Origin of the sequence: Streptomyces sp. NPDC017943 (assembly GCF_044328425.1) — a bacterium.
In the GTDB taxonomy this organism is placed as follows: Bacteria; Actinomycetota; Actinomycetes; order Streptomycetales; family Streptomycetaceae; genus Streptomyces; species Streptomyces djakartensis_A.
Genome location: NZ_JBIRHH010000004.1, coordinates 138,960 through 160,263, shown reverse-complemented (window position 1 = coordinate 160,263; position 21,304 = coordinate 138,960). Strand labels below are relative to the sequence as shown.

Sequence of the window (21,304 nt, the reverse complement as noted above, 5' to 3'; positions counted from 1 at the left end):
CGCGGCGAGCACCTCGAAGCGCTCCTCGGTCAGGGCGTCGACCTCGGCCGGGGACAGGTGCAGGTAAAAGGCGAACAGCGGCAGGTAGCTCTCTACGCGTTCGGTGAAGCTGGGCTCGTCTGGTCCTCGTCCGGCTCCGGGGCTTTTGGGGCCGTCACGTCGGCGATCGCCTGCTCGCACGCCTCACGGTCGGCGGCCGCGTCCCGCAGCTCGTCGAACGCCTCGGCCAGATCGTCCGGGGACTGGCCGTACTTGGCGAAGATCCGCTCGGCGTAGCCGCGCACCTCGCGGGCGTCGAGCCGGGCACGCAGCTCACCCTCGAACGGGTCGAAGTCGGCGAACCGCAGCGCAGGTTCGCTGCGCTTCTTGATGACGAAGGCGACGGTGCGCAGGGCGCCGATGTCGCCGTCGCTCATGGCCTGCTTGATCAGCGGCCAGCGGCCGTCGGCGGTGCGCTCGATGACCTGGATCTCAGACGCGCGCAGCCGGCCCGCGTCGAACACCTGCGGCTCGCTGCCCTCGGGCGAGTATTCGATGATCAAGGCTGCTCCTATTCCAGGCGGCGGCGCACGTCATCCACGACGCGCGCCACTTCACGGGTGATGCGCGGCTGATGCGCGCGCACGGTCTTGTCCCACCACAGGGGGGCGGCGTTCTGCTGGGCCCAGCGGCGCCGGTTGCCGAACACCGGGTGCCGGATCCGGCCGTCGTTGATCCGGTTGACCAGGCCGACGGGGATGTCGTCGGGCAGGCGGGATCGGTCGAGCCACACGGTGGCGCCCGGGCTTCCGCCGGTGCGGACGCTGATCCGGATGGCCGCGGCGATCGATGCGCGCAGCGGGCGGCTGGTCGGCGACGGGCCGCCGCGCTTGCCCGCCTTGCGGCCCTCGCTGGTGATGGCCAGGCCCCGGATGGTGCCCTGCAGGTCATCACGCAGCGGCTCGGCGGCCCGGCGGATACGACGGTGAAAGCTGGCGCGGATGTTGTCGTTGCCGGCCCGCCGCAGCCGCGCCGACAACTCCAGCAGCTGGCCGGTGCCGATCATGCGGACGCTGGCCACCGCAGCCTCACAACGTCGCGTCGGTGCTGATGTACTCGATCTTCGGCAGGTTCGTGCCGTCGTACAGGGCGGTGAAGTTGAACGTGGGCTTGACGACACCGAACCCGTCGACGGTCGGCGGGCCCTCGTCCAGCCGGATCGCGGGCAGCGTGATGCGGAACGTCTCGTAGAACGTCGCCGCGATCAGCGGCCCGACGAACTCCCACACCAGGGACGTCGCGCCGTCGCTGGTGTGCAGGTCGTCCAGAGCGGTGCCGGTGTAGTCGGTCTCCATGTTCCCGGTGATCTTCACCTGGTCGTTCTCGATCGGCTCCTTCTTCAGGGCCGACTGGTTGGCGTAGTAGCGCTCGACGTCCTGGGGCCGCTCGATCTTGCAGGACACCTTGCGGATGCCGTCGAGCGCGGTCTCCGAGGAGTACGTGCCGGTCTTCAGAGCCATCTGCCCGAAGTGGAACGGCGCCATGTTCGAGTACGACGCGGCAGCCAGGGTCTGTGACTCGTCGCAGTCCTTGCCGTCGACCTCGAACGTGGAGGTGAGCATCTCGCCCATGCCGCACGAGAACTCGGCACTGGTGACCTTGCAGCCGACGAACGTCTTGTCCGTCACGGTGCCGGTCGTCAGCGGCACGCCCTTCTGGATCGTCAGCGACTTGCCCGCGACGGAGGCCAGGGTGTGCGTCTGCAGGTAGGCCGGTCCGGCGCCCTGCTGCACGGGGGTGACGCTGGTACCCATCAGGGCCTGGAGCAGCAGCCCCATGCCCTTGTTGGTCACCTCGAGGTCGATGCTGCCGCCGACCTCCCGGCGGGTGACGACCCGGCGGGACGACAGCGCCATCAGCCGCCCGGCCGCGATGCCCGCCGACTGCGCCGTGGTCTTCTTGAGAGCGAGGCTCTCCTTGGTGAACTCGATGAACTTGGCCGGCGCGACGAACGTGCCGTAGGTCGTCTCGGCAGCGATGCCCAGCTGGGCACCGAGCCCGGATCCGATCGCCATGGATCAGCCCTCCTTCTGCGGCCGGGCCGCCTTGCGAAGCGGCAGCGCCGCCGTCTCGATCTCCTCGGGCCTGGGCTCCTCGACCGCCTCCCAGTTGGCGGGCTGGCAGACGTAGCCCTCGTACCGGCCGTCCGGCACCTCGACGACCTCGTCCGGCTCGACGGCCCGGCCCAGCTCGGGCACGGTGACCGGCTCGGGCCCCACGTAGCGCACACGCGCCATGGCGAACTCCTTCGGATGGGGTGGATCAGATACGGGCCTGGCAGGTCACCGTGAACTCGACGCCCGCGACGCTGCCGTCGCTCACGTACTGCTGCAGGTCGCCGGTGGTCAGGTGCGCCCACAGCACGGTGCCGCGCAGGGTCGGCGCCTCCGGCTCCGCGCCGCTCGCGCGCAGGGCCTGCTCGATCTCGCCGACCAGGGCGAACACCTGATCGCGGGCGATCTTCATGTCCTTCTCGCCGACCCGCGCCTCGGCGTAGCCGGTGATGGTCAGGGCCTCGTCGCGGGTGCGGGCCCCGGCGGCGTTGAAGGCCTGCTGCAGGGCGACCGCCGACTCGCCGCTCGGCGACCAGCCGATGTGGATGCGGCGCTTGTCGGTCGTGTTGACCGCCGACGGGCCGTCCACGATCGCCACCTGTGCGAGGGCGGGCCGATCACGCAGGATCGCCAGCAGCGCGTCCACCGCCGCTGGTACGCGGGAGGTGAGCATCACGCCACCCCCGGCGGGAGCTTGAACGGCTCCAGCAGCTGCAGCACCCGGTTGGGCACCGCGTAGCCGAAGCCGGGGATCGGCTCGGTCACGTTGTAGTCGTCGCCCCCGCCGGACGGCACCCGGGACGCCCCGTACTGGGTGCGCCACAGGTGCTGCAGCAGGATCAGTGCGGCGAGCTTGATGGTGGGCGGCACAGCGGCGCGGCCCGCGGTGTACGTCACCGTGTAGCGGCCGGCCGGGAAGTCGCAGCCGTTGGTCCGGCCGATGGTGCCGGCCGGGCCGTTCACGTCGAGCGTGTCGGCCGGGTAGTCGACGGCCTGGCCCAGGCCGCCGGCGAGGGAGGTCACCGACACCAGCGGCGGGTGCAGGACCGCCAGGGCGGCGCCGCCGCCGGTGAGGACGTCGGTGAACTCCTGCTGCTCGACGACGCCCACGTAGCCCTCGATCACGGAGGCCAGTGCGTCGACGTACACCTGCAGCTCGACGTCGTGGCTGTCGGTGGTGATGTCCAGCTGCCGCTTGGCCTCTTCGAGCGTCACCAGTGCCATGCCCGCCCCCTCTCCTACTCGGTGCCGCGGGGTGCGGCGGCCTTGCGGCGGGCAGGACGACGGGCGGCCCTCTCGGCGGCGGGTGGCTGCTCGGGCGTCTCGACGGGGTCGGTGCGCACCAGCTCGGCGCGCACCCCGTCTGCCCACTTCGCCGCCTCGGCGCCGGGGAGGTCGACTTCTTCCCCGGCGCGCCACGAGAAGCCCTCGCCCGCCACGCTGGTCAGCAGGCGGATGCGGGCCATCACTCACCCAGGCCCTGGTGCAGCCGCTCGACCTCGCGCTCGGCCTGAGCTTCGGCGGTCTCCTTGGCCTTGTCGTGCGCCTCCTTGAGCGCCGCGACGTCGGCGTCCGGCTCGGACGAGCCGGTGCCGTCGTCGGCCGGCCCCGCGCTCACGCCGCGCGCGGCGACGTCGACGGCGGACACCGCCTGTACGGCGAGCTGCTCCTTGGCCGCGGCGATCGCGACGTCCTTGTCGCCGATGAACTCCGGGTTGATCTGGTCCATCGAGCCGTCGGCGCGGCGCGAGGCCATGACGATGCGGTCGTGGTCGCCGTGCCGGGCCGCGGCCGCGCTGGGCTTGTCCTGCAGGACCCCGCTGTCGGGGGTCTCCTTCTTCGGGCTGGTCGCCATGAGGGCGTCCCTTCCTGTGAGTCGGCGGTGTGGCCGGGGCCGGATCAGGTGGCGGAGTTGCGGTAGGCCTTGTAGGCCGCGGTGTCCTGCGGCGTGCCGTCGGTCCGGGCGAACGCGAGGAACCCGACCTGGAGGAAGTCGGCGTACCGCTCGGCCAGGCGCAGCAGCTGCACGTCCTGCACATCGCGGATGAGGTAGCCGGCGTAGAAGTCGCCGAACAGGATCGCCTTGGCGTTGGCCGCCATGACGGGCATGTCTTGGTTGATCGTGTACTTGTAGCCCAGGAGGCTGTCGGGCACGCCGACCTGGACGGACGGCTCCCACAGCGGGCGCTGCTGGCCGTCCTTCAGCTTGCGTGCGGCGGCCAGGGTGGTGTCGTGCATCATCCACGCGGCCCGTCCGCCGAGGCGGTAGGCCGGGTCCACGGAGTGGATGAGGTCGATCAGGTCGTCGTAGGTGACCGACGTGGTCTGGCCGGTCGTGCCGGTCTTGCCGATGACCGCGTTGGTCTGGACGCCCTCGGGCTGGTTGGTGCCGGTGCCGGTGGTGAAGTGGGCGTTCTGGGCGCGGCCGATGCGCTCGCCCAGCTTGCGGGCCAGCCACGACTCCATGTCGAACGCGTTGTCGTTGAGGAGCTGGAGGCTGACGCGGACCAGCTTCGAGGTGTACATGTAGGCGCCGATGTCCGCCTGCCCCAGGGTCACGTCCTGCTCGGTGACCTGGGTGTTCTCGGAGAGGATCGCGCCGACGTTGGCGGTGTCGTCGTTCGTCGGCCACGGCAGGGTCGCGCCGGTCTCGGTGGTGATGACCTCGGCGACGTCGCGCATGGAGCTGAAGAACTTCTGCGCCTCGACCATCTTGGCGCGGAAGGCGGGCGGCACGAGGTAGCCGCCGGCCGCGCCGGTGGCGACGCCCTGGGCGCGCAGCTCCTTGCCGTCGACCCAGCCGGTGCGCAGGGCGGCGCGCTCCTCGCTGGACAGCTCGCTGGTGCCGTCGCGCATCCAGGAGCGCCAGGCGTCGGCATAGGCCGCGGCCCGGTCCTCGCCGCCGTGCCGCTCGTTGTCGGCCTCCTGGGTGGCCTGGATGACCTGCGTGTAGTCGACGTTCGCGAGGCGCTGGTGGCGCTCCTCGCGCTCGATGTCGGCGGACAGTCGCTCGACGTCGGCCAGGGCGGCGTCCCATGCGGAGCGGTCCTCGGCGGACATCTCCGCCTCGGTGGCCGCGCGGGACTGGAACTCGGTGGCCTTGTTCCAGGCGGTGGCTCGCTGGTCGAGCAGGGTCTGAAGGGTGGGCATGCGTGCCTCCAGCACGAAGGGCCCCACGCCGAATCGGCAGGGGCTGGGGGGATGGGTGTGGGTGCGCCTACCGCGCCAGGCGGTAGCGGGCGGCGAGCAGCTCCATCTGCCTCGCCTGACGGCCCCCAGTGGTCTCTCCCGGCTGGGTTGCGTCGCTGCCCCGAGTGGCCGCCGTGGCGGCCGGCTCGTGGCGGAAGTCGAGTAGCTCGGGCCGGTGGGCGGCCCGGCGGTCGAAGGCCTCGGCGTCGCCGCGCGCGGCGAGCGCCACACCGACGGAGCGCAGCGCTGCGTCGGTGCCCTCGTAGGCGGGGAACGTCACGGCGGACACCTCGAACAGCTGCACCTCGCGGATGATGCGCAGCTCGGCCTCCATGTCGCCCTCGGACGTCTGGACGGTGACCGACTCCCAGTCGTCCTTGACGGTGCGGAACCCGAACGACATCCCGGTGATGTTCTTGTTCTCCAGGTTCACGACCAGGTCGCCGACGTAGGAGAGGCGGGTGTCGAGGTCGGCGTCGACGGCCAGGCCGACGGCGTCCTGCGCCAGGCGCAGGCTGCCGGCTGAGACGCGGGAGACGACCAGGCGGGTGTCGTGGTCGACGAGAAACCGCGCGTCCCCCTCGCCCAAGGTCTTGGTGAATGCGCCCGGCGCGATCTCCTCGTAGAAGCCCCAGGTCAGGGGGTTGCCGATCGCGGTGCGCTGGCCGAACACGGCGGCGTGGCCGTCGAAACCGCGCACGCCCTGGTCGTCGCCGGCCGCGCGCAGCTGCACCCCGGCCGTCGCCAGGGTGAGGTCGCGGCGCTCCTCATTCCTGTTGGTCATCGTCACGGCCTTCCTCGCGGGGTGGCTCGGGCTCGGGGGTGAGTAGTCGGTGTGCGGCGGCCAGGTGGCGGGCAGCGCGGGCCGCCCGGTCGTCGGGCTCGGCGCCGGCGGGCGCCGCCTGGTCGGCGAGCGGGTCGCTGCCCAGCGGCGCCATGTAGGTGGGCTGCAGCCGCATGCCGCCCTCGCGGCCGCCGATCGGCGTGAGGTCCTCGAGGTCGCGGATGTCATCCGCGGAGAACGCGCCCGTGTCGCGCATCGCCCGGTAGAACGTGGCTCGGGCCGAGCTGTCGCCGCGCAGCAGGCCACCCAGCTGGTACTTGGCGTAGACGTTCGCGGGCAGCAGCTCCTTGGTGACGCGCTGCTCGGTGGGCGTCAGCCACGTCGGGGCCAGGTCCCAGGTCACGAAGCCCTGCGCCTGCTGCTCCAGGCCCGTGCCCCACGACGTCGACTTCTGCGTCTCCATCAGCAGGAACAGCGGCACGCCGAACATGCGGGCCACCTCGACGACCTGGAACTGCCTGCTCTCCAGGAACTGGGAGTCCTTGTACGGCATCGTCACCGGCTGGAACGACGCCCCGGCGTCAAGGACAGCAACGTCATTCGCCGCGTGGAACCCCGAATACTTGGCGTTCCAGCCAGCCTTCAGCTGCTCGGCCTGCTCCCGGTTCAGCCGCTGCTCGGTCTGCAGCACACCGGAGATCATGTTGCCCGAGCCGTACAGCCGGGCTGCGGCCTTCTCGGCGGCCAGGCCCAGACCGATGCCCTCGGCGGCGGCCCGGATCGGCGAGCAGCCGGTGATGCCGTCGTAGCCCAGGGCGGGCAGGTGCAGGATCTCCTTCGACGTGCGGCGCTGGCGGACCTTGTTGTCGTCCTGGATCCAGAACACCTTGCCGCCCGGGTTGTCCTCGCTCGGCGGCTCACGGTCGACCTTCACCCGGTCGGGCCGGATCGGCCACAGCTGCACGACCTCGGTTCCCGCGCGGTTGCGCACCTTCTGCAGGTAGGCGTTGCCCCACAGCAGCCGGTGCACGTACACCAGCCGCCACAGCTCGAACTTCGTCAGCTCCGGGTGCGGGTCCTCGAGGAGCGCCACCGTCGCCCGGTCCCGGGTGCCCGCCGTGTAGGTGTGCAACGGCAGCGCGGCTGCGACGTTGGCGATGACCGCGACGGACCGCCACACCGCCGGCATGTGCAGGGCGCTGGTCTCGGTGACCTGCACCCCCGACTCGCCGGCCGCTCCTCCCAGCAGGCTGAGCAGGCTGGTCGAGGTGAGCGGTACCGCCGGGTTCTCCACTGAGGCGCGACGCTCGAACAGGCCGAACAGGCTCATGACCGCGCCTCCTTACGGGGTGCCGGCGATGGCACAGACAGGGCCCGCTCGACGGCCACGACGCCCGCCAGGCCGCCCAGAATGAGCGCCGCGGGCACATGGATGAGGGCAACGCCGAACAGGATGGCAAGGGCGAAGACGACTTCCAGCACGTACAGCAGACGCGTTCTCACCACAGGATCGGCGGCCTTTCTTCCTCGACCTCGACGCCGAGGCCCCACTTCGCGAGCGTCGCCGCCACCAGCGGGCTGATGTCCACGGAGACGATGCGCCGGGCCCAGGCCCAGGCGTCGCCCAGCGTGCGCTTCTGCGCGCCCGCCAGGGCCGCCGCCAGGGGCGCCTGGTCCAGGTGCGACAGGGTCTGCTCGGTGACCGCGTCGTAGAACTGGCCGCAGGCCGCGGCCACGTCCCGGCCCTTGGGCTGCACCACCTCGACGCCCAGCGCTTCCTCCAGGTCGGCGATGAGCGACCCGGCCGGGCCGGCGCCGTCGATGACCCAGCAGCGGGGCTGCCACCGCTCGTGCAGCTCGCGGGCCCGCTCCAGGATCCAGCCGGTGCCGGGCCGGTGGTCGACGACCTCGACGTGCGTGCCGCCCCGCCACTCACCCGCCACGGCGATCGCCGCGTGCGACCGCTCCGGGGTCATGTCGATGGCGAACGCCACCGGGTCCGACGGCTCCGACTCGGCGGCCGCCAGGGCCCGCCAGGCGTCCTCTCCGATGACCTGCCAGGTGTCGGCCTCGTCGGCCGGATACTCGCCCACGCCGAGCCGCTCCCTCGCGTAGCCCTCCCTGCTGAGGGTGGCCCGCTCGCGCGCCACCTTCTCCAGCGTCAGCCGGTAGCCGACGCCGGGATTGGACTTCAGCACCGCCTGGTCGCTGGCCGCGTCGTCGTGCTCGGTGCAGTCCTGCGGGCACTCGTCCAGGTGCGGCTGCGCCGACCACTCCATGTAGGCGAGCGACGGGTCCGGGGCGCCGGCCTCGATGGCGGCCAGCGCGCGGCGCCGCAGACGGCCCAGCTGCACGGACGGGGCACCGATGCCGGCGCTGCCCAGGTACCAGATCTGCGGGTCCTGCACGGCCGCCATCGTCGGCAGCAGCGCGTCCATCTCGTTGTCGCCGAGGATCATGTCCTCGTCCATCACGTTGCAGTGCCCGGTGAAGCCACGGCCCGAGCCCTTGGACCGGGCGATGAAGCGGAGCAGCTGGCCGGTGTGCAGCTCGATGCCTTCCTCGCCGACCGTCTGCCGGTACGTCTTCACGCGTTTGTGCAGGTCAGGAGTCTGCCGGATGAGACGCTCGATCCGCTTGAACGCGTTCTTCGCCGTCTTGAACTCGTGCGCGCTGTGGAGGATGAGCTCCTCGCCGCCGATGAACAGGCCCCACAGCTCGCGGGCCTCGATGATGCCGCCCTTGCCGTTCTGGCGTGGGACGTTCACCGCGACCTCGAACGACGCCCACGACCCATCCGGCTTCTCGCCCATGCCGACGCGGAGCACGTGCTGCTGCCACGGGTCCAGCACCAGCCCGGCCCGGGCCGCCAGGTCGATCGCCTCCTGGCCCGCCGTGGACACCGCCGGCGGCGCGACCTGGATCGGCGGCTCCTGCCAGCCGTACACGGGGCCGTCGTCAGCCACCGGCGGCCTGCTCGCGGGCGGCCTCACGGCGCTTCTTTCGCTGCTCAGCAATGTCATCGACCGCGTCCCCCTTCACCTTGACGGGCGCGAGCTTGCGCAGGTCGGCCATGATCGCCCGGAGCTGGTGGGCCGCCTGGGCCTTGGCGCCGGGGACGTTCGTGCTGTCGATGGCCTTGGCGAGGTCGAGGGCGACGGCCGCCATTCCCGGCGAAGTCGACTCGGCCTCAAGATCGGTGATCTCGGCGGCGATCTTGTCGGCGACGCTCATGATCACCTCCGGCCGTCACGGAGCGTCACGCCACGCACAGTGACGGTCTGCTAATTCAGCCGAACCGAGTTCGCGGTGATTAGCGAGTGGATCGGGCCGCGCAAAAAATCGGGCGACAAGGGCGTTTGGGTCGCCCGGTCCGGCCCTGAAGTTTTGATCCACTCTCCCCCGGCCGAGCTTGATCACGTCGATCGGCCGGGGCTCCCCCGCGGCTCATCACGCCGCGTCGTTGCCCTCGGTGACCCCTGGTCACCAGGCCCGTGAGGTCTGCGGCATGGCCTCGCGCGGCTTGCCTCGCCGGGCGTTGTACCAGCGGGCTGCGACCCGCTGCATGCCCGGGTCCCGCATCGCTTCGATGCGCTGCATGACGACCGTCTCGCCCGGGTCGACCACGATCACGCGCGCCTTGAGCCGCTTGTACTTGGCCATGTGCTTGGCGCTCGGCATGGTGTGGATCAGGTAGACGTCGAGCTGGTCGAGGAGCTGGAAGGCCTCGTCCATGGCGGCGTACCGGGCGCGGTGCGCGACCCTGAGGGCGAGTGGGTGCTGGTTCCACTGCGGTGCGCCGGGCCCGGTGAGCGCGGTGGTGATGCGGTCGAGGTCGATGACCACGTCGGTGGGCTTGGCGTGCGCGTCGATCCAGCTGGACTTCCCCGCGGCCGGCGGGCCGGTGACGACGTACAGCACGGCGTCACTGTCCCGATAGGTCGACAAGGTAGCGCGTGCCCTCTCCGGCCTGCTCGGTCTGCAGGGCGAGGGTGATGCCGTTGACCTCGATGTGGTCGGTGCCGTAGGCGCAAAGCGTGACGCCGGTCTGCTTGGTCGTCTCGCTGAGCTGGTCGAGGGCATCGGCAAGGCGTCGGAGCTCTGCAGCTCCCATGAGGCTCTGCATGGTCACCACCTCCGTGATGCTCGTTGTGGCGCCACGGTGGGTGACGGCCTGGTGCGGTTGCCCTTGGCGGAGTTGCAGCGGCGGTGTGCGGCGCGGGCGTTGGCCTTGTCGAGGAGTGCGCCGCCGCGTGAGAGCGGCTGTTCGTGGTCGAGGGTGAAGGACAGCGGGTGCCTCGGGTCGAGGTCGTAGCCGATGTTGTGGCCGCACAGCCAGCAGGGTAGGCGCTGGGCGCGGAGCCAGGCGGTGAGGCGGCGGTAGGGGCGCCCGTTGCGGGGGTTGCCGGCCACGGGCGCCACCTCCACGGGGTCAGGGTGCTGCAGTCTCCAGGTCCTCGAGGCTGGCGTCGATGGAGGCCTCGATGTCGTCGAGGGACTTCTCCAGCTCCTTGCCGGTCTCGTCGCCGATGACTTCGCCTGCGAGCTTCTGCAGGGTCTTGTCGTCGATGCCGTCGCAGGCGTCGGGGCGGCTGCCTTCCTTGCCGCTGGCGATGGCTTCGGCGAACTGCTCCTTCATGGCGGCCTTGCAGGCGGCCGGGTCGGCCTTGGTGTCGCTGCTGCAGCTGGTGATGGCGGCGAGGGCGAGTAGGGCGGCGCAGGCGGCTGTGCGGGTCTTCATGGTCCCCCCAGTGGTGTTCGGTGCCGAGGGGGCATCATGCTCTGCCTGGCGAGCCTGCGGGGTCGGTGTGGCCGTCCTGTGACACGTCGAAGCCCCAGCCGGGGGGACCGAGCTGGGGCTTCGCCGTGAGTCTGTGGTGCCGACTGAGGGCACAGTTGTACACCGGGATCGTGACACGCGCCTGACCTGCGGTCAAGCCGCCTTCACTGCTGTGCGCTTCACGGTGAGCGCTGCGACGTCCCGGGCGGCGTACCAGGGGCGCCGCTCGGTGCCGCCAGCGCGACGGAGTTGACCTCGCTGGACGAGCTTGCGGACGCCGGCGGGGCCGATGCCGAGGGCCCGGGCGACGTCGCGGGTGCCGTAGTAGCCGGGCGGTGCGTCATTCATCGGTCCATTGTGACGCCGTGCTGGGCAGGTTGTAGCGCCTACGGTGCGCTTCGATCTCGTCATGGATGCGGTCGAGGACTTCGCGGCAGGACTCCTCGAAGGAGCGGCTGATCTCGTCGGCTTGCTCGTCGCTGTAGCGGCCGCTGTTGATGTCCTCCTCGATGAGTTCTCGCGCGCGGTCGTTGGCGATGTTCTGCTTGCGGTACTTGTCCTGCAGGCGCCGCAGTTCGGCCGTCCCTGCCGGCTCGTTGATGTCCTCGACGTCGGTCATGCTTCGTTCCCTCCCCAGGAGCCCCGCGGTGCAAGCGCGGGGCTCAATGCCGGCGCCTCTAGGGCTACTTCTTGGGCTTGCCAGGCACGGGCTTCTTCGGCTCCGGGTAGTGCCCGCCGCGGCTCGCCTGGTAGGTCGTCTCGTGGCCCTGAAGGCGGGGGTCGGTCTTCTTGATCGGCTTCTTGAATCCGAGTGCCATGATGGCGGTCCTGTCTCTTCGTTGGGATGGGGACCGGGGCGGCCGGTAGCTGCCAGGCGCGGGCCGCCCCGGGGCTATGCGTCGGAGCTGTGCTCGACGTGTACGTGGGTGTGGTTGGGCCGCTCAGGGTCGGCGACCGTGTAGATCAACATCCCCTTCTGGGGTTCGGAAGGGGTTCCGCCGACAAGCTCGTGACCTGCGCATTCGCGGCAGGAGGGGCGGGGTGGGAGCGGTGGGGGAGTGGCGGACGAATCGGACATGTGCCACGCGGTGACCGCCCACACGACGGGGGCCGCGTAGATCAGGTGCGGGGCGTAGGTCAGCGTCCCCGCGTAGAACATCGCGGCGAGCAGCGACAGCACCAGCCGCACGACGACGACCGCCAGGCGCACGACGCCGGACCGGTCCTTGTGGCTTGCGCCGGACAGCCACCGTGCCCACGCCTCGAACGAGAACCAGGTGCCGCGGGCGAGCGTCCGGCCCGCCTGGCCGGCCTTCACACCAGCCCCGCGACGAGGTCACCGAGGTAGCTCACCACGGGCGCCAGGACGTACCCGGCGAGCCCGGCGACGCTGGACGCCAGGCCGAGGCTGATCCCGGCCAGGACACCGCGCACGAAGTCGAGCCGGAAGCCGCGGCGGGAGGCCACGGCGACCAGGATCACGGTGGCGATGATGACGACCGCGTGGCCGCCCGGCGTGAGCGCGAGGAACGAGGAGCGGGTGACGTTCGGCGAGGTGCCGCCGACGCCGTACACGAGGATGGCTTCGCCGACCTGGTTGGTGCCCCACAGCGACCAGTCGGCGGCGGCGCCGATGATGCCGCCGGCCGAGAGGATGAGCAGCGTGCCGTAGGCCATGCACGCGAGGAACGGCAGCAGCTGGCGCAGGGCCTTGAGGGTGAACCGCTTCTTGTGGGAGGCGAACCAGCGGGTCACGTCCCACCCGGCGAGGGACAGGCCGACGGTGACGCCGCCGAGGGAGACGAGCCCGTAGGCGGGGATGTCGAGCGGAGGCATTGCGGGTCCTATCGGACGAGGGCCGCGTAGAGGGCGGCGAGGGTGACGATGAAGGCGACGGTCCCGGTGATACGGGGGACGTCGTGGAGCGCGACGGCGCAGAGCCCGAACAGGGCGACCAGCGCGGAGCCGGCGAAGAACGCGGCGAGGGTCATTGGCCGGCCAGCGGGACCGGGCGCTGGGGCTGGGCGAGCCGCCATGCGGCCTGGCCCTGCTTGAAGCCGTCCTGGATCTCCTTGGCCCGGTTCTGGCCCACGCGCAGCCGCTCCTTGATGGCGCGGATCGACGGCATGACGCCCGCCCGCAGCTCGTCCTGGAACTGTTCGGCGGCCCAGCCGAGGCCGAGTTCGGTGAGCGGGTCGTCCTGCGCCGGGTTGCCCTCCTCGGCGGCCTCCTCGGTCCGCATCAGGTACTCGTGGTCGGCCTTCCAGACCTCTTCGGGTACGTACTCGGCGTGTACCTCGGAGCGGGTACGCGGCGGCTCCGCGGCGAGTACGGCAGGCGGCTCGACCGGAATCATCTCCTCGCGGAACGAGTCCAGCCGGTACTGCCTCGGCTCGGGCCGGGCGACGATCGGCAGCAGCCGCGCCCCTGCGGGTACGGCGTTTGTCGGCTCCGGGTACACCTCGACCGTGACCGGGGCCGTGTACTCGACGACCGGCTCGGGCTCGGTCTGCCACGGCGAGGGAAGGTCGATGGTGGCCAGGGACGCGGAGTGCCGTCGGGCGGCGAGCAGGTCGAGGAGCTTGTGCTTCTGCTCCTCGGACGCGCCGGCCTGCGCCTTGCCCACGGCCACCGACAGGCGCCGCTCCACACGGGCACGGCCGCGCTGACCTGGCTTCATCTCGGCCAGCTTCGCGGCCAGGGCGACCGCCTTGACCGTGGCGCGGTCGCGGGAGATCTGCTCGGCGGACCGGTCGCGCACGGCGAGGCCGAGCCGGGACAGCAGCCGCTCGCGTACCTCACGGGCGAGCACAGCGGGCAGCGCGGTCGACTCGGCGTCGGGCTTGGTGTGCCTCAGCTCGATGCCCATGGCGAGGTGCCAGAGCAGGGCGGCGAGTACGGGACCGACCACCGCGCGGACCGTGCCGCCGACGAACCCGGACTCGGAGTACGCCGGGATGACCTGTACTCCGGTGATCACCCACACGAGTACAGCGGGTGTACCCGGGGCTCCTTGGGTCCGCAGGTTCTGCCGTGCCATGAGGGCGCAGGCGAACAGGGCGAGTTCGGCGGCGGCGAACAGGGCGGAGCGTTCCTCGAGGGAGGCCATGCCCAGTTCGTGCTCGGCGAAGCGCCACGAGGTGTCGGCGCTGTAGGCGGTGCAGCCTAGGGCGCCGAGCGCGGCCACGATGACGGCGACCGGGGTGCGCTCGCTGGTGCGGGTACGCCGGGAGCGCAGCAGCGGCAGCGCGAGGGCGGCGGCGAGCAGCAGCGCGGCGCCGACGGTGACGACGGGGTTGGCCTGCGCCCAGGCGGTGAGGGTGCTCACTGGTCGCCCCCCTCGATGAGCGCGTCGAGTTCGCGGCCGAGGGCACGCAGCCGGGTAGCGGCTTCGACGAGGGCGTCGGCGAGTTCCTCGACCTCGTCGGGGGTGTAGGAGCCGGTGAGGTCCTGCTGCTCGACGTACAGGCCGAGGGTGCGCGGGGTGATCTCGGCGTAGGGGGATTGGGCGAGCATGGCGCGGAAGAGCGGGTAGCCGCCGGCGGTGATGGTGTGCTCGGGCCCGTAGTGGGTGATGTCGGGCTTGAACTGGGCGCGGTCGTCGTCGTGGCCGGCGCACCAGTCGGGCTCGTCGATCTGCAGGGTCTTGGTGACGAGCAGGTGCACGTCGACCGTGCGGGGCTCGGTGCTCACTGGCCCTCACCGGCCTCGACGGCTGCGATGAGGGTGCGCGTCCGCATGGCAAGATCGACCGCGGCGCGGAGCATGTCGTGGTGGGTGTGGATGTCCGCCTCGTCGGCTGTGGCGAGCGCCTCGCGGGCCATGCGCAGCTCGGTGTCGAGGTCCAGGTGGACCAGGTCGACGGCGTAGGTCCGCAGGGGGGTGGGGCCGGGGTTTTCCACACTGTGGATAGGGGTGTGGATCATCGGGTCACCTGCTTGGTGATGATCCCGGTGGCGCCGGCCTGGGTGACGCGCACGGTGATGGTGCGGCCCGGGGTGCGGCGGATGACGCCGGCGGCGATGATGCGTCGGGTGAGGCTGACCTGCGCGCACGACGGCGCGCTAGGGTTCTGGTGGTCCATGAGGAGGCTCCGACTCTCTCGTGGGCAAGTGGCCAGGTGTTCCAGCACCTGGTTGCGTAGGGAGCCGGAGCGGTGCGCGCGCTCGGGGTGTTTCCAGCACCTCGGAGCTGCTGCTCCGGCTTCCGCTATTCGGTTGTGTACTTTTTGACCGCGTTCAAGATCGCGGTCTCACTGCGGCCCAGGTGTTTCGCCAGCGCGTAGACACTGCCGAACTCCTGAACCCCTTCCTTTAGGGCCTGAGCCCTTCGTCTGCGGGCCTGCTCCGTGCGTTCGCCGAGCTGTTCCAGCAACTCATCTTCGGCACGGAGGCGGTCCCGCCAGGGGGGCGTTTCCACCTCTGCGAGGTTAGCACACCCCCCCTGTGCTATTCCAGTGGTCACGCCGACGCCTTCGGCTGGAAGTGCAGGAGCAGCAGCCAGTCCCGCTCCGAGTCGTAGACGTAGGAGCACCACCTGCACTGGACCCGCGTCTGCCCGGTGAGCCGGGTGATGACGGCCCCGCAGACGACGCCCTCGCCGTCGACGGCGACGCACGTGCCGAGTCGCTGCGGCTTGGGCTCCAGCGCACCCACCACCGACTCAGCGGCACGCTTCAGGTCACCCACCTCGCGCGCAAGATCCCCAGCCGCCGGGTAGGCCGCCGTGATCCATTCCAGCTGCCGCGCCAGCCACTGGCAGTCCTCTGCAAGCCCGCCGGGCGGAGGTGCCCCCCGATGCGGCCAGCGCACCCGTCGAACGTCCTCACGCCACGACCGCATCACCTCGTAAGCGCGACCCCAGTTCACTGTGTCGACGACGTCCTCATTGATCGGCGACCGGGGGCCGGCCGAACCGCGCGCGGGGATGATGTCGCCAAAGGCGGACCGACGGGGCACCAAGCACTCGCCGACCTCGGCGTACAGCCCGGGCAGGTCGAGCAGGTTCTTGGCCAGTTCGTCCCCGTGTCGGGTGCACAGGTAGCCACGTGTGGCGTTGCCGCACAGCTCGCACGTGCTCACAGGAGACCGTCCCGGCGGGCGGCGTCCTCGACGCGGTCCAGGCCGTCGTACACCTTCAGCTCGAGGTCTCGGACGGACGCTTCGAGCACCTCGGCGGGGTGCGGTTCGGCGGCGCGCGGCCGGTTCTGGATCCGGTACAGGCGGAAGCCGGCCAGGAAGCGGGCGGCGGCCGCGCGACGGCGGGCCTCCTCGGAGCGGGCCAGATTGCGCTCGGCCTGCCGCACGTCGAGGACCATCTGCCAGATGGCCACCGTCCACCCGCCGAGGGCGAACCCGACGGCGAGCAGCTGGATCTCGTTGGGGGTCACGTCGATCTCCTCACGCAGCGGGTCGAGCGGCCTCGACTGCGGCCGCCGCCTGCTCTGGGGTGTCGTAGGTGCCGAGGTGCGTGATCTTGCGGTTGCGCTTCAGCGCCGCCTGGTACCTGCCGGTCCGCGTCCGGTACACACCAACCGGCAGATCGCGGACGGGTATCGAGCGATTGAGGTTCGACTCGGTCGGGGTGACCAGGCGCAGGTTCGAGCGCCGGCAGTCGAGCGGGTCGCGGTTGATGTGGTCAACGATCAGGCGATATCCGGTGCCACTGGGCACATCCATCAGCCAGCGGTGCAGCAGGGCGACCGTGACGCCGGTCCACATCTGTGCGTAGCCGTGGCTGCCGATGCTGAGCGTCCGTGGGCTGAGGCGCTCGTAGTCCTCGATGTCCATGAGGACCGTCTTGAAGCCGTCCGGATGCGAGGCCGGTACCTCCAGGTAGGCGCGCATCAGAAGGGCGGCGTCTCGGAGTGGCCGGCGCCCTGCGTGGCGGGCTGCTGCTGCGCGGGCGGGGTGCTGCCCCAGCCGCCGCCCTGCTGCTGGCCGTTGGCGGGCTTCGCGTTCGCCCACGGGTCGTCCGCGGGTGCGCTGCCACGGCTGCCGGTGCTGCCGCCCGCCGGGTTCTTCGTGACTGTGGCGGTGGCGCGGGCGAGGCTTACGCCGACCTCGTCGATGTCGAGCTCGTAGACGGTGCGCTTGACGCCCTCGCGGTCCTCGTAGGAGCGCTGCTTGAGGCGGCCCTGGACGATGACGCGGGTGCCGCGGGCGAGGGACTCGGCGACGTTCTCGGCGGCCTGCCGCCACACGGAGCAGGTGAGGAACAGGCTCTCGCCGTCCTTCCACTCGTTCGTCTGGCGGTCGTAGACGCGCGGGGTGGAGGCGACGCGGAACTTGGCGACCGCGGCGCCGGCCGGGGTGAAGCGGAGTTCGGGGTCGTCGACCAGGTGGCCGACGACGGTGATGACGGTCTCGCCTGCCATGGCGGGCTCCTTCTCTGGCCGCCCGGACTTTCGTCCATTAATTCCATGCGGCCGTACAGGTGAGGGGTGTGGATGGTGGCGCCTGTGGTGCACACAGGGTTACTTTTCCGGTTACGGAGAGTAGTGTTTGGCTGAAAAATGAGCTTTATAGGGATCCTGGAAGTAACTCCGGGCCCCTTACGCGGCTCCCCGGGGCATGGAATTAATGGAAATAACCCGGCTCCGGTCGACGCCCGAGACGTCGGGGTGCGCGACGTATCGCGGCTTCTGCGGACGCCCTCGCTGCCCCTCCTTGCGCTCCGGAGGGTCGATCTGCCGGAGCCAGCCGGACCGCACGAGGACGTCCAGCGCGTCGTGAACGTCCGCCATCTCCGTGCACCAGCCCTGTCCGCGCACGCCCTTCTCGACGTCGTTCGCCGAGAAGCGGCCCACGATCTGCTCGTCCGCGATCTTTCGGCGCAGCCAGTCGAGGACCGCGCGCGCCGGCCCGAGCTTCGACTGCCGCTCGGCGGACATCAGGTCCGACACGAGCCGGGCATGCGCGATCAGGTACGGCACGAGGGAGACCACGTCATCCATCACGTCCCCGGGAACGGTCAAGGCCGATGGATCCTCGATGAGCGTCAGCACCGCGGCCAGGCGCAGGACCTGCCCGGGCAGCTTCTTCGCCCAGCCCTCGATGGCGGCGAGGTCGCCGTGCGCCTTGTGCCGGGGCTCAAGGGCCTCCCAGAACGTCCGGAAGGATGCACGGGCGTGCGCGTCGAGGTCCATCTGCCGGTACTCGGTGTCGTCCCAGATCGCCGTCATCATCGCGGTGATGGCCTCGTGCCACGTCTGCCGCACCTCGCCCGGGATGGGATCGGTGTCGTACACCCGGTCGCCGACACGGCTGACGGGCATGGAGAAGAGGAAGCGCGCCATGAGGCCGCGGGCCTCGAAGACGTCGCCGGTCTCCCCCATGCCGGTCAGGAAGCCGGGCTGCACTGCCAGACCGAGGGACAGGTTGGGGCGCTCCAGCAGCAGCGTGCGGCCGCTCTTGCGGTTTACCGCGTGAGGCTCGTGGCTCCAGGCCTTCAGCACGATCTCGGGGTTGGCGTTCTTGGAGTACCGGCCGCCGACGTTGCCGAGGAACGAGCTCTCCGTGGAGAGCACGGCCAGGCGCTCCCCCTGCTCGGCGATGACGTCGGTGGCGGCCTCCGGGGTGGTGTCGTCGGCGATGAGCTGCGTGTACACCTTCGGCTCGCCGAGGGCCTCCAGCTCGTCGCGCGCCAGGTCGAGGTCGGTTCGCGCCTTCTTGCGGCCGTCCGCGTCCTTGGCCTTGATGACCTTGCTCTCGGCATCGGTCACGATCGACTCGGCGATGCGCCGGTCCTGCTGGTCCCGGGCGACGGCAGCCTTGTCCTCTTCGCGGCGTCGCTTCTGCTCGTCGTACACCGGCTTCGCCATGAGGCCGAGCGCCGGCGACTTCATCTCGCCGGGCGCGGCCACGGGCATCGTGTACAGGGTGACGGGCTCGACCCAGTCGGGCTTCGGGCTGACCGTGCGGCGGCCGCCGATGGCGGTGGAGGCGACGGCCATGCCGAGCCACGCGGGCAGGTCGACGGGCACTTGGAGGCTGTCGGCGACGGCCTGAGCCATGGCGCCGACGCCGCGCAGCTTGGACGCGTCCAGCGGCGGCGCGGGCGGCGGCTCCAGCGGGATCGGCTCATCCCAGCCCTCTACGTCTTCCGGGTGCACGCCGCGGTCCCAGGACGGGGCCTCGACGTTGGGCGCCCAGTTCGGTGCCGCCGTCATGCGCTCACCGCCGGGTCGCCGGGGTACGGGACGGGAGCCCACACCTGGATGAACTCCGAGTCCTTGTGGCCGGCGGCGAAGTGGTCGGCGGCGTCCTTGCCGGTCTTGGCCTGGACGACGTACACGGAGTGCGCCAGGCCGCGTAGGGACTCGACGACGGCGAGGGCGTGCTCGCGGCCCTTGTCGTCGCGGTCGGCGACGATCGTGACGTCGGCCCCTTCGAGGTGCCGGGCGTGTTCGGTGGTCCACTTTCCGGAGCCGCCCGCGTTGCAGGTGGCGGCCAGGCCGTGGTCGACGAGCGCGTGGACGTCCTTCTCCCCTTCGCAGACCCAGATGACCCGGTCGGCTTCCCTCGCGGCGAGCAGCTCGGGCAGCCGGTACGGGACCAGCGGCACGAGCCGGTTGCCCTGCGGGTCGTTGAGGGACCAGCGGCGCCCGGACTTCGCGGCCGGGTCGGGTCGCCACTGGGCGAAGTCCTTGTGATCGCAGCGGGTGACTCCGTGGACGGTTCGGCCGTTCGCGTCGCGGTAGAGGTACTGTGCGACGCGCTTGTGCCCGGGGCCGCCCTTGTCCTTGCCGCGGTCACGGCACGGGATCCAGGTGTCGTCCGCCGGCCGGTCGCGCGACCGCTCGAGGGGCTCGTCGAACAGGTCGGCCAGGGTCCAGCCGATCTCGGCGAGGAAGTCTTCGTTGCCCTCGCACTTGTGGCAGTAGACGGCGACGCCCTCGTTGGTGCGGGTGATGGCGACGGTGTCGGGGGAGTCACCGCCGTGGCAGATGCCGCGCGTGCGGAGCTTGCCGCCCTGGTAGCGCGTGGGCTCGCCCCTGTCGCGGAGGAGATCCGCGAGCCGGTTGAAGGCGATTGCGTCGGTCACGAACTGCTCTCTTCTACGAGCTGGATCAGTGGTTCGTGGGGTGCTGGCGGGCGCCGCGGGGGGAGGTGCGGCGCCCGCCAGCTGCTCAGGCGGTACTTCGCTTCGTGCGGGCGATCTCCTCGGCGGCCGCCGTGATGCGGCTGCACCAGTTCCGCGCGACCGTGAGCACGGTCAGCGGGCTTGGCTGCTGCTCCAGGTCGTGCCGGATGGAGTCGAGGACCATCTCGTGCAGGGCCCGCTCGGCGGCGCGCTGCACGTACAACTGGTCGTCGGTCTGCGGCTCCAGTGCGTCGAGGTCGACGCGGCGGTCGACGGGCCACTGGCCGGGGGATCGCTCGTTCACGTCGCCTCCTTAAGCGCGGTGAGCCGGCCAGCCGGGGCCGGGCGGGATCTCGGGCAGCCCTCGCAGGGCGAGGGGAGTGTGATCGGGACAGCGGAGTCCCGGGAGAAATCGGCGGACGCCGTCGACCGCTCGGCAGTGGCGCTTCTCGGCGCCGATCCAGTGACGGCACTCGGGCCGCGGCTCCTCGCTCACGCCGCCTCCCGCATGGCGGGCTGGTGGAAGGCGGCGCGGATGCGGGCACGCTGATCGTCTGAGAGCGGGGGAGCGGCAGAAACGATGCGGTCGATGCGCTCCCAGTAGCCGGCCGGGCGCTCGGGCCGGGCCGGGCGGCCGAGGGTGTCCTCGGCCGCCGCGGTAGTGGTCGTGCTGCTCACGAGCGACCCCCGCGCCGCTCGGTGAGAGTGGGGATGAGCCAGGCGAACACGGCGTCTGGGTCTCCCTCGGCCTTGATCAGGTTGGCGAGGGCGTCGAGGCACTCGGCGGTGTCCTTGTCGACGTTCTGCTTGGCGGCCGCGAGGGCAGCGAGCGCGCGGCTCACCTTCTGCCCGTTTCTGCAGGGGACGCAGATCTTGATCGGGTCCCCGAGCAGGTCCTTGTAGCCGTCGAAGTAGACGAGGGCCGTGCTGTCCAGCTCGTTGGAGCAGGTCACGCAGCGGCCGGTGCCGCGGAGGTCGTCGAGGGCGACAGCCAGTTCGCCAGCCACGGCAATGAAGGTCCGGCGGCCGTCGATGACCTCGATGTGGGTCAGGCCATCGGGCGTGGCGTCGGTGAGCTTGAGCGTGAGACCGAGCCGGTCGCACTCGCTGGTGACCTGCGGCAGGTACGCCGCGTTCTCGGCGTCCAGCGCGCCGATGATCCGGTCGACGTGCTGCTCGGTGAGGTGCGCCCGTGTGGCTTCGGACTCGCGCTGGTCGGTCTGGTGTGACGGCGCCTTTGCCGTAACGTGGGTCATTGAGACGTCTCTTTCCGGCGGCGGCACCAATGGGGTGGCTAGACCCCGGGTGTCGCCGTCTTGCTAGTTAGCGCTGGTGGTGAAGGGCGTTCTCGTCAGACGGCGTCGGGTGGCTAGA

38 protein-coding genes are annotated in these 21,304 nt (G+C 70.9%); all 38 read right to left on the bottom strand.

Annotated features, from left to right (window positions below; all coding sequences use genetic code 11):
* Window positions 1-92 precede the first annotated feature (92 nt).
* Window positions 93-542: a hypothetical protein gene (locus tag ACH4C6_RS14280; RefSeq protein ID WP_398108872.1), complete on the bottom strand. Its 450-nt coding sequence runs from the start codon at window positions 540-542 to the stop codon at window positions 93-95.
* An 8-nt stretch (window positions 543-550) separates the two neighbouring features.
* Window positions 551-1,060, bottom strand: a complete 510-nt coding sequence (locus tag ACH4C6_RS14275; RefSeq protein WP_398108871.1) for a hypothetical protein — start codon at window positions 1,058-1,060, stop codon at window positions 551-553.
* A 7-nt stretch (window positions 1,061-1,067) separates the two neighbouring features.
* Window positions 1,068-2,054, bottom strand: coding sequence for a phage tail tube protein (locus tag ACH4C6_RS14270; protein ID WP_398108870.1), 987 nt, complete (start codon window positions 2,052-2,054; stop codon window positions 1,068-1,070).
* Window positions 2,055-2,057: 3 nt separating this feature from the next.
* The gene (locus tag ACH4C6_RS14265) at window positions 2,058-2,276 is read right to left on the bottom strand and encodes a hypothetical protein (protein ID WP_398108869.1); all 219 of its coding nucleotides are present in this window, start codon (window positions 2,274-2,276) and stop codon (window positions 2,058-2,060) included.
* Window positions 2,277-2,301: 25 nt separating this feature from the next.
* Window positions 2,302-2,766 carry a hypothetical protein gene (locus ACH4C6_RS14260; RefSeq protein WP_398108868.1) on the bottom strand — a complete coding sequence of 155 codons (465 nt, stop codon included), beginning with the start codon at window positions 2,764-2,766 and terminating at the stop codon, window positions 2,302-2,304.
* Window positions 2,766-3,317 (bottom strand): head-tail connector protein, encoded by a 552-nt coding sequence (locus tag ACH4C6_RS14255; RefSeq protein ID WP_398108867.1) that lies wholly within the window; start codon window positions 3,315-3,317, stop codon window positions 2,766-2,768. The genes ACH4C6_RS14260 and ACH4C6_RS14255 overlap by 1 nt, the downstream gene beginning before the upstream one ends.
* 14 nt (window positions 3,318-3,331) lie before the next feature.
* Window positions 3,332-3,559, bottom strand: coding sequence for a hypothetical protein (locus ACH4C6_RS14250; RefSeq protein WP_398108866.1), 228 nt, complete (start codon window positions 3,557-3,559; stop codon window positions 3,332-3,334).
* Window positions 3,559-3,948 (bottom strand): hypothetical protein, encoded by a 390-nt coding sequence (locus ACH4C6_RS14245; RefSeq protein ID WP_398108865.1) that lies wholly within the window; start codon window positions 3,946-3,948, stop codon window positions 3,559-3,561. The genes ACH4C6_RS14250 and ACH4C6_RS14245 overlap by 1 nt, the downstream gene beginning before the upstream one ends.
* A gap of 44 nt (window positions 3,949-3,992) precedes the next feature.
* Window positions 3,993-5,243 carry a phage major capsid protein gene (locus tag ACH4C6_RS14240; RefSeq protein ID WP_398108864.1) on the bottom strand — a complete coding sequence of 417 codons (1,251 nt, stop codon included), beginning with the start codon at window positions 5,241-5,243 and terminating at the stop codon, window positions 3,993-3,995.
* 67 nt (window positions 5,244-5,310) lie between these two features.
* Window positions 5,311-6,066, bottom strand: a complete 756-nt coding sequence (locus ACH4C6_RS14235) for an HK97 family phage prohead protease (protein ID WP_398108863.1) — start codon at window positions 6,064-6,066, stop codon at window positions 5,311-5,313.
* Entirely contained in the window at window positions 6,050-7,396 is a 1,347-nt protein-coding gene (locus ACH4C6_RS14230) for a phage portal protein (RefSeq protein WP_398108862.1), read from the bottom strand. Before ACH4C6_RS14230 ends, ACH4C6_RS14235 begins: the two co-directional genes overlap by 17 nt.
* On the bottom strand, window positions 7,393-7,569 hold the full coding sequence (locus ACH4C6_RS14225; protein ID WP_398108861.1) for a hypothetical protein: 177 nt from the start codon (window positions 7,567-7,569) through the stop codon (window positions 7,393-7,395). Before ACH4C6_RS14225 ends, ACH4C6_RS14230 begins: the two co-directional genes overlap by 4 nt.
* Window positions 7,566-9,032 (bottom strand): terminase, encoded by a 1,467-nt coding sequence (locus ACH4C6_RS14220; protein WP_398108860.1) that lies wholly within the window; start codon window positions 9,030-9,032, stop codon window positions 7,566-7,568. The genes ACH4C6_RS14225 and ACH4C6_RS14220 overlap by 4 nt, the downstream gene beginning before the upstream one ends.
* A complete protein-coding gene (locus ACH4C6_RS14215) occupies window positions 9,025-9,300 on the bottom strand; it encodes a hypothetical protein (RefSeq protein WP_398108859.1) in 276 nt (91 codons plus the stop codon). Before ACH4C6_RS14215 ends, ACH4C6_RS14220 begins: the two co-directional genes overlap by 8 nt.
* Before the next feature lie 249 nt (window positions 9,301-9,549).
* Window positions 9,550-9,987, bottom strand: coding sequence for an AAA family ATPase (locus tag ACH4C6_RS14210; RefSeq protein WP_398108858.1), 438 nt, complete (start codon window positions 9,985-9,987; stop codon window positions 9,550-9,552).
* A gap of 4 nt (window positions 9,988-9,991) precedes the next feature.
* Entirely contained in the window at window positions 9,992-10,201 is a 210-nt protein-coding gene (locus tag ACH4C6_RS14205; RefSeq protein ID WP_398108857.1) for a hypothetical protein, read from the bottom strand.
* Window positions 10,195-10,494 (bottom strand): HNH endonuclease, encoded by a 300-nt coding sequence (locus tag ACH4C6_RS14200; RefSeq protein ID WP_398108856.1) that lies wholly within the window; start codon window positions 10,492-10,494, stop codon window positions 10,195-10,197. The genes ACH4C6_RS14205 and ACH4C6_RS14200 overlap by 7 nt, the downstream gene beginning before the upstream one ends.
* A gap of 4 nt (window positions 10,495-10,498) precedes the next feature.
* A complete protein-coding gene (locus tag ACH4C6_RS14195) occupies window positions 10,499-10,807 on the bottom strand; it encodes a hypothetical protein (protein ID WP_398108855.1) in 309 nt (102 codons plus the stop codon).
* Between the two features lie 192 nt (window positions 10,808-10,999).
* Window positions 11,000-11,194, bottom strand: a complete 195-nt coding sequence (locus ACH4C6_RS14190) for a hypothetical protein (protein WP_398108854.1) — start codon at window positions 11,192-11,194, stop codon at window positions 11,000-11,002.
* On the bottom strand, window positions 11,187-11,465 hold the full coding sequence (locus ACH4C6_RS14185) for a hypothetical protein (protein WP_398108853.1): 279 nt from the start codon (window positions 11,463-11,465) through the stop codon (window positions 11,187-11,189). Before ACH4C6_RS14185 ends, ACH4C6_RS14190 begins: the two co-directional genes overlap by 8 nt.
* Window positions 11,466-11,529: 64 nt before the next feature.
* Window positions 11,530-11,664, bottom strand: a complete 135-nt coding sequence (locus ACH4C6_RS14180; RefSeq protein WP_398108852.1) for a hypothetical protein — start codon at window positions 11,662-11,664, stop codon at window positions 11,530-11,532.
* Between the two features lie 74 nt (window positions 11,665-11,738).
* Entirely contained in the window at window positions 11,739-12,164 is a 426-nt protein-coding gene (locus ACH4C6_RS14175) for a hypothetical protein (RefSeq protein WP_398108851.1), read from the bottom strand.
* Entirely contained in the window at window positions 12,161-12,682 is a 522-nt protein-coding gene (locus tag ACH4C6_RS14170) for a hypothetical protein (protein ID WP_398108850.1), read from the bottom strand. The genes ACH4C6_RS14175 and ACH4C6_RS14170 overlap by 4 nt, the downstream gene beginning before the upstream one ends.
* Before the next feature lie 8 nt (window positions 12,683-12,690).
* Window positions 12,691-12,837, bottom strand: coding sequence for a hypothetical protein (locus tag ACH4C6_RS14165; protein ID WP_398108849.1), 147 nt, complete (start codon window positions 12,835-12,837; stop codon window positions 12,691-12,693).
* The gene (locus ACH4C6_RS14160; protein ID WP_398108848.1) at window positions 12,834-14,174 is read right to left on the bottom strand and encodes a hypothetical protein; all 1,341 of its coding nucleotides are present in this window, start codon (window positions 14,172-14,174) and stop codon (window positions 12,834-12,836) included. The genes ACH4C6_RS14165 and ACH4C6_RS14160 overlap by 4 nt, the downstream gene beginning before the upstream one ends.
* Window positions 14,171-14,539 (bottom strand): DUF6907 domain-containing protein, encoded by a 369-nt coding sequence (locus ACH4C6_RS14155; RefSeq protein ID WP_398108847.1) that lies wholly within the window; start codon window positions 14,537-14,539, stop codon window positions 14,171-14,173. Before ACH4C6_RS14155 ends, ACH4C6_RS14160 begins: the two co-directional genes overlap by 4 nt.
* Window positions 14,536-14,772 (bottom strand): hypothetical protein, encoded by a 237-nt coding sequence (locus tag ACH4C6_RS14150; protein WP_398108846.1) that lies wholly within the window; start codon window positions 14,770-14,772, stop codon window positions 14,536-14,538. The genes ACH4C6_RS14155 and ACH4C6_RS14150 overlap by 4 nt, the downstream gene beginning before the upstream one ends.
* Window positions 14,769-14,930, bottom strand: coding sequence for a hypothetical protein (locus tag ACH4C6_RS14145; RefSeq protein WP_398108845.1), 162 nt, complete (start codon window positions 14,928-14,930; stop codon window positions 14,769-14,771). The genes ACH4C6_RS14150 and ACH4C6_RS14145 overlap by 4 nt, the downstream gene beginning before the upstream one ends.
* Window positions 14,931-15,055: 125 nt before the next feature.
* Window positions 15,056-15,265, bottom strand: a complete 210-nt coding sequence (locus tag ACH4C6_RS14140; protein ID WP_398108844.1) for a hypothetical protein — start codon at window positions 15,263-15,265, stop codon at window positions 15,056-15,058.
* A gap of 41 nt (window positions 15,266-15,306) precedes the next feature.
* Complete coding sequence (locus ACH4C6_RS14135) at window positions 15,307-15,927, bottom strand: hypothetical protein (protein ID WP_398108843.1); 621 nt, start codon at window positions 15,925-15,927, stop codon at window positions 15,307-15,309.
* The gene (locus tag ACH4C6_RS14130; protein WP_398108842.1) at window positions 15,924-16,235 is read right to left on the bottom strand and encodes a hypothetical protein; all 312 of its coding nucleotides are present in this window, start codon (window positions 16,233-16,235) and stop codon (window positions 15,924-15,926) included. Before ACH4C6_RS14130 ends, ACH4C6_RS14135 begins: the two co-directional genes overlap by 4 nt.
* A gap of 10 nt (window positions 16,236-16,245) precedes the next feature.
* Window positions 16,246-16,692: an HNH endonuclease gene (locus ACH4C6_RS14125; protein ID WP_398108841.1), complete on the bottom strand. Its 447-nt coding sequence runs from the start codon at window positions 16,690-16,692 to the stop codon at window positions 16,246-16,248.
* Entirely contained in the window at window positions 16,692-17,222 is a 531-nt protein-coding gene (locus ACH4C6_RS14120) for a single-stranded DNA-binding protein (RefSeq protein ID WP_398108840.1), read from the bottom strand. Before ACH4C6_RS14120 ends, ACH4C6_RS14125 begins: the two co-directional genes overlap by 1 nt.
* Before the next feature lie 177 nt (window positions 17,223-17,399).
* Window positions 17,400-19,016, bottom strand: coding sequence for a YfjI family protein (locus tag ACH4C6_RS14115; RefSeq protein WP_398108839.1), 1,617 nt, complete (start codon window positions 19,014-19,016; stop codon window positions 17,400-17,402).
* Entirely contained in the window at window positions 19,013-19,891 is an 879-nt protein-coding gene (locus ACH4C6_RS14110; RefSeq protein WP_398108838.1) for a toprim domain-containing protein, read from the bottom strand. The genes ACH4C6_RS14115 and ACH4C6_RS14110 overlap by 4 nt, the downstream gene beginning before the upstream one ends.
* Window positions 19,892-19,976: 85 nt before the next feature.
* Window positions 19,977-20,234 carry a hypothetical protein gene (locus ACH4C6_RS14105; protein ID WP_398108837.1) on the bottom strand — a complete coding sequence of 86 codons (258 nt, stop codon included), beginning with the start codon at window positions 20,232-20,234 and terminating at the stop codon, window positions 19,977-19,979.
* A 188-nt stretch (window positions 20,235-20,422) separates the two neighbouring features.
* On the bottom strand, window positions 20,423-20,608 hold the full coding sequence (locus tag ACH4C6_RS14100; protein WP_398108836.1) for a hypothetical protein: 186 nt from the start codon (window positions 20,606-20,608) through the stop codon (window positions 20,423-20,425).
* Window positions 20,605-21,186 carry a hypothetical protein gene (locus ACH4C6_RS14095; RefSeq protein WP_398108835.1) on the bottom strand — a complete coding sequence of 194 codons (582 nt, stop codon included), beginning with the start codon at window positions 21,184-21,186 and terminating at the stop codon, window positions 20,605-20,607. Before ACH4C6_RS14095 ends, ACH4C6_RS14100 begins: the two co-directional genes overlap by 4 nt.
* Window positions 21,187-21,304 lie beyond the last annotated feature (118 nt).

Excerpts from the sequence above, each read along its gene's own strand:
- ACH4C6_RS14270 (WP_398108870.1), bottom strand. The coding sequence starts at position 2,054 with ATGGCGATCGGATCCGGGCTCGGTGCCCAGCTGGGCATCGCTGCCGAG.
- ACH4C6_RS14265 (WP_398108869.1), bottom strand. The coding sequence starts at position 2,276 with ATGGCGCGTGTGCGCTACGTGGGGCCCGAGCCGGTCACCGTGCCCGAG.
- ACH4C6_RS14260 (WP_398108868.1), bottom strand. The coding sequence starts at position 2,766 with ATGCTCACCTCCCGCGTACCAGCGGCGGTGGACGCGCTGCTGGCGATC.
- ACH4C6_RS14255 (WP_398108867.1), bottom strand. The coding sequence starts at position 3,317 with ATGGCACTGGTGACGCTCGAAGAGGCCAAGCGGCAGCTGGACATCACC.
- ACH4C6_RS14250 (WP_398108866.1), bottom strand. The coding sequence starts at position 3,559 with ATGGCCCGCATCCGCCTGCTGACCAGCGTGGCGGGCGAGGGCTTCTCG.
- ACH4C6_RS14245 (WP_398108865.1), bottom strand. The coding sequence starts at position 3,948 with ATGGCGACCAGCCCGAAGAAGGAGACCCCCGACAGCGGGGTCCTGCAG.
- ACH4C6_RS14240 (WP_398108864.1), bottom strand. The coding sequence starts at position 5,243 with ATGCCCACCCTTCAGACCCTGCTCGACCAGCGAGCCACCGCCTGGAAC.
- ACH4C6_RS14235 (WP_398108863.1), bottom strand. The coding sequence starts at position 6,066 with ATGACCAACAGGAATGAGGAGCGCCGCGACCTCACCCTGGCGACGGCC.
- ACH4C6_RS14230 (WP_398108862.1), bottom strand. The coding sequence starts at position 7,396 with ATGAGCCTGTTCGGCCTGTTCGAGCGTCGCGCCTCAGTGGAGAACCCG.
- ACH4C6_RS14215 (WP_398108859.1), bottom strand. The coding sequence starts at position 9,300 with ATGAGCGTCGCCGACAAGATCGCCGCCGAGATCACCGATCTTGAGGCC.
- ACH4C6_RS14195 (WP_398108855.1), bottom strand. The coding sequence starts at position 10,807 with ATGAAGACCCGCACAGCCGCCTGCGCCGCCCTACTCGCCCTCGCCGCC.
- ACH4C6_RS14190 (WP_398108854.1), bottom strand. The coding sequence starts at position 11,194 with ATGAATGACGCACCGCCCGGCTACTACGGCACCCGCGACGTCGCCCGG.
- ACH4C6_RS14185 (WP_398108853.1), bottom strand. The coding sequence starts at position 11,465 with ATGACCGACGTCGAGGACATCAACGAGCCGGCAGGGACGGCCGAACTG.
- ACH4C6_RS14180 (WP_398108852.1), bottom strand. The coding sequence starts at position 11,664 with ATGGCACTCGGATTCAAGAAGCCGATCAAGAAGACCGACCCCCGCCTT.
- ACH4C6_RS14170 (WP_398108850.1), bottom strand. The coding sequence starts at position 12,682 with ATGCCTCCGCTCGACATCCCCGCCTACGGGCTCGTCTCCCTCGGCGGC.
- ACH4C6_RS14165 (WP_398108849.1), bottom strand. The coding sequence starts at position 12,837 with ATGACCCTCGCCGCGTTCTTCGCCGGCTCCGCGCTGGTCGCCCTGTTC.
- ACH4C6_RS14150 (WP_398108846.1), bottom strand. The coding sequence starts at position 14,772 with ATGATCCACACCCCTATCCACAGTGTGGAAAACCCCGGCCCCACCCCC.
- ACH4C6_RS14145 (WP_398108845.1), bottom strand. The coding sequence starts at position 14,930 with ATGGACCACCAGAACCCTAGCGCGCCGTCGTGCGCGCAGGTCAGCCTC.
- ACH4C6_RS14125 (WP_398108841.1), bottom strand. The coding sequence starts at position 16,692 with ATGCGCGCCTACCTGGAGGTACCGGCCTCGCATCCGGACGGCTTCAAG.
- ACH4C6_RS14120 (WP_398108840.1), bottom strand. The coding sequence starts at position 17,222 with ATGGCAGGCGAGACCGTCATCACCGTCGTCGGCCACCTGGTCGACGAC.
- ACH4C6_RS14115 (WP_398108839.1), bottom strand. The coding sequence starts at position 19,016 with ATGACGGCGGCACCGAACTGGGCGCCCAACGTCGAGGCCCCGTCCTGG.
- ACH4C6_RS14095 (WP_398108835.1), bottom strand. The coding sequence starts at position 21,186 with ATGACCCACGTTACGGCAAAGGCGCCGTCACACCAGACCGACCAGCGC.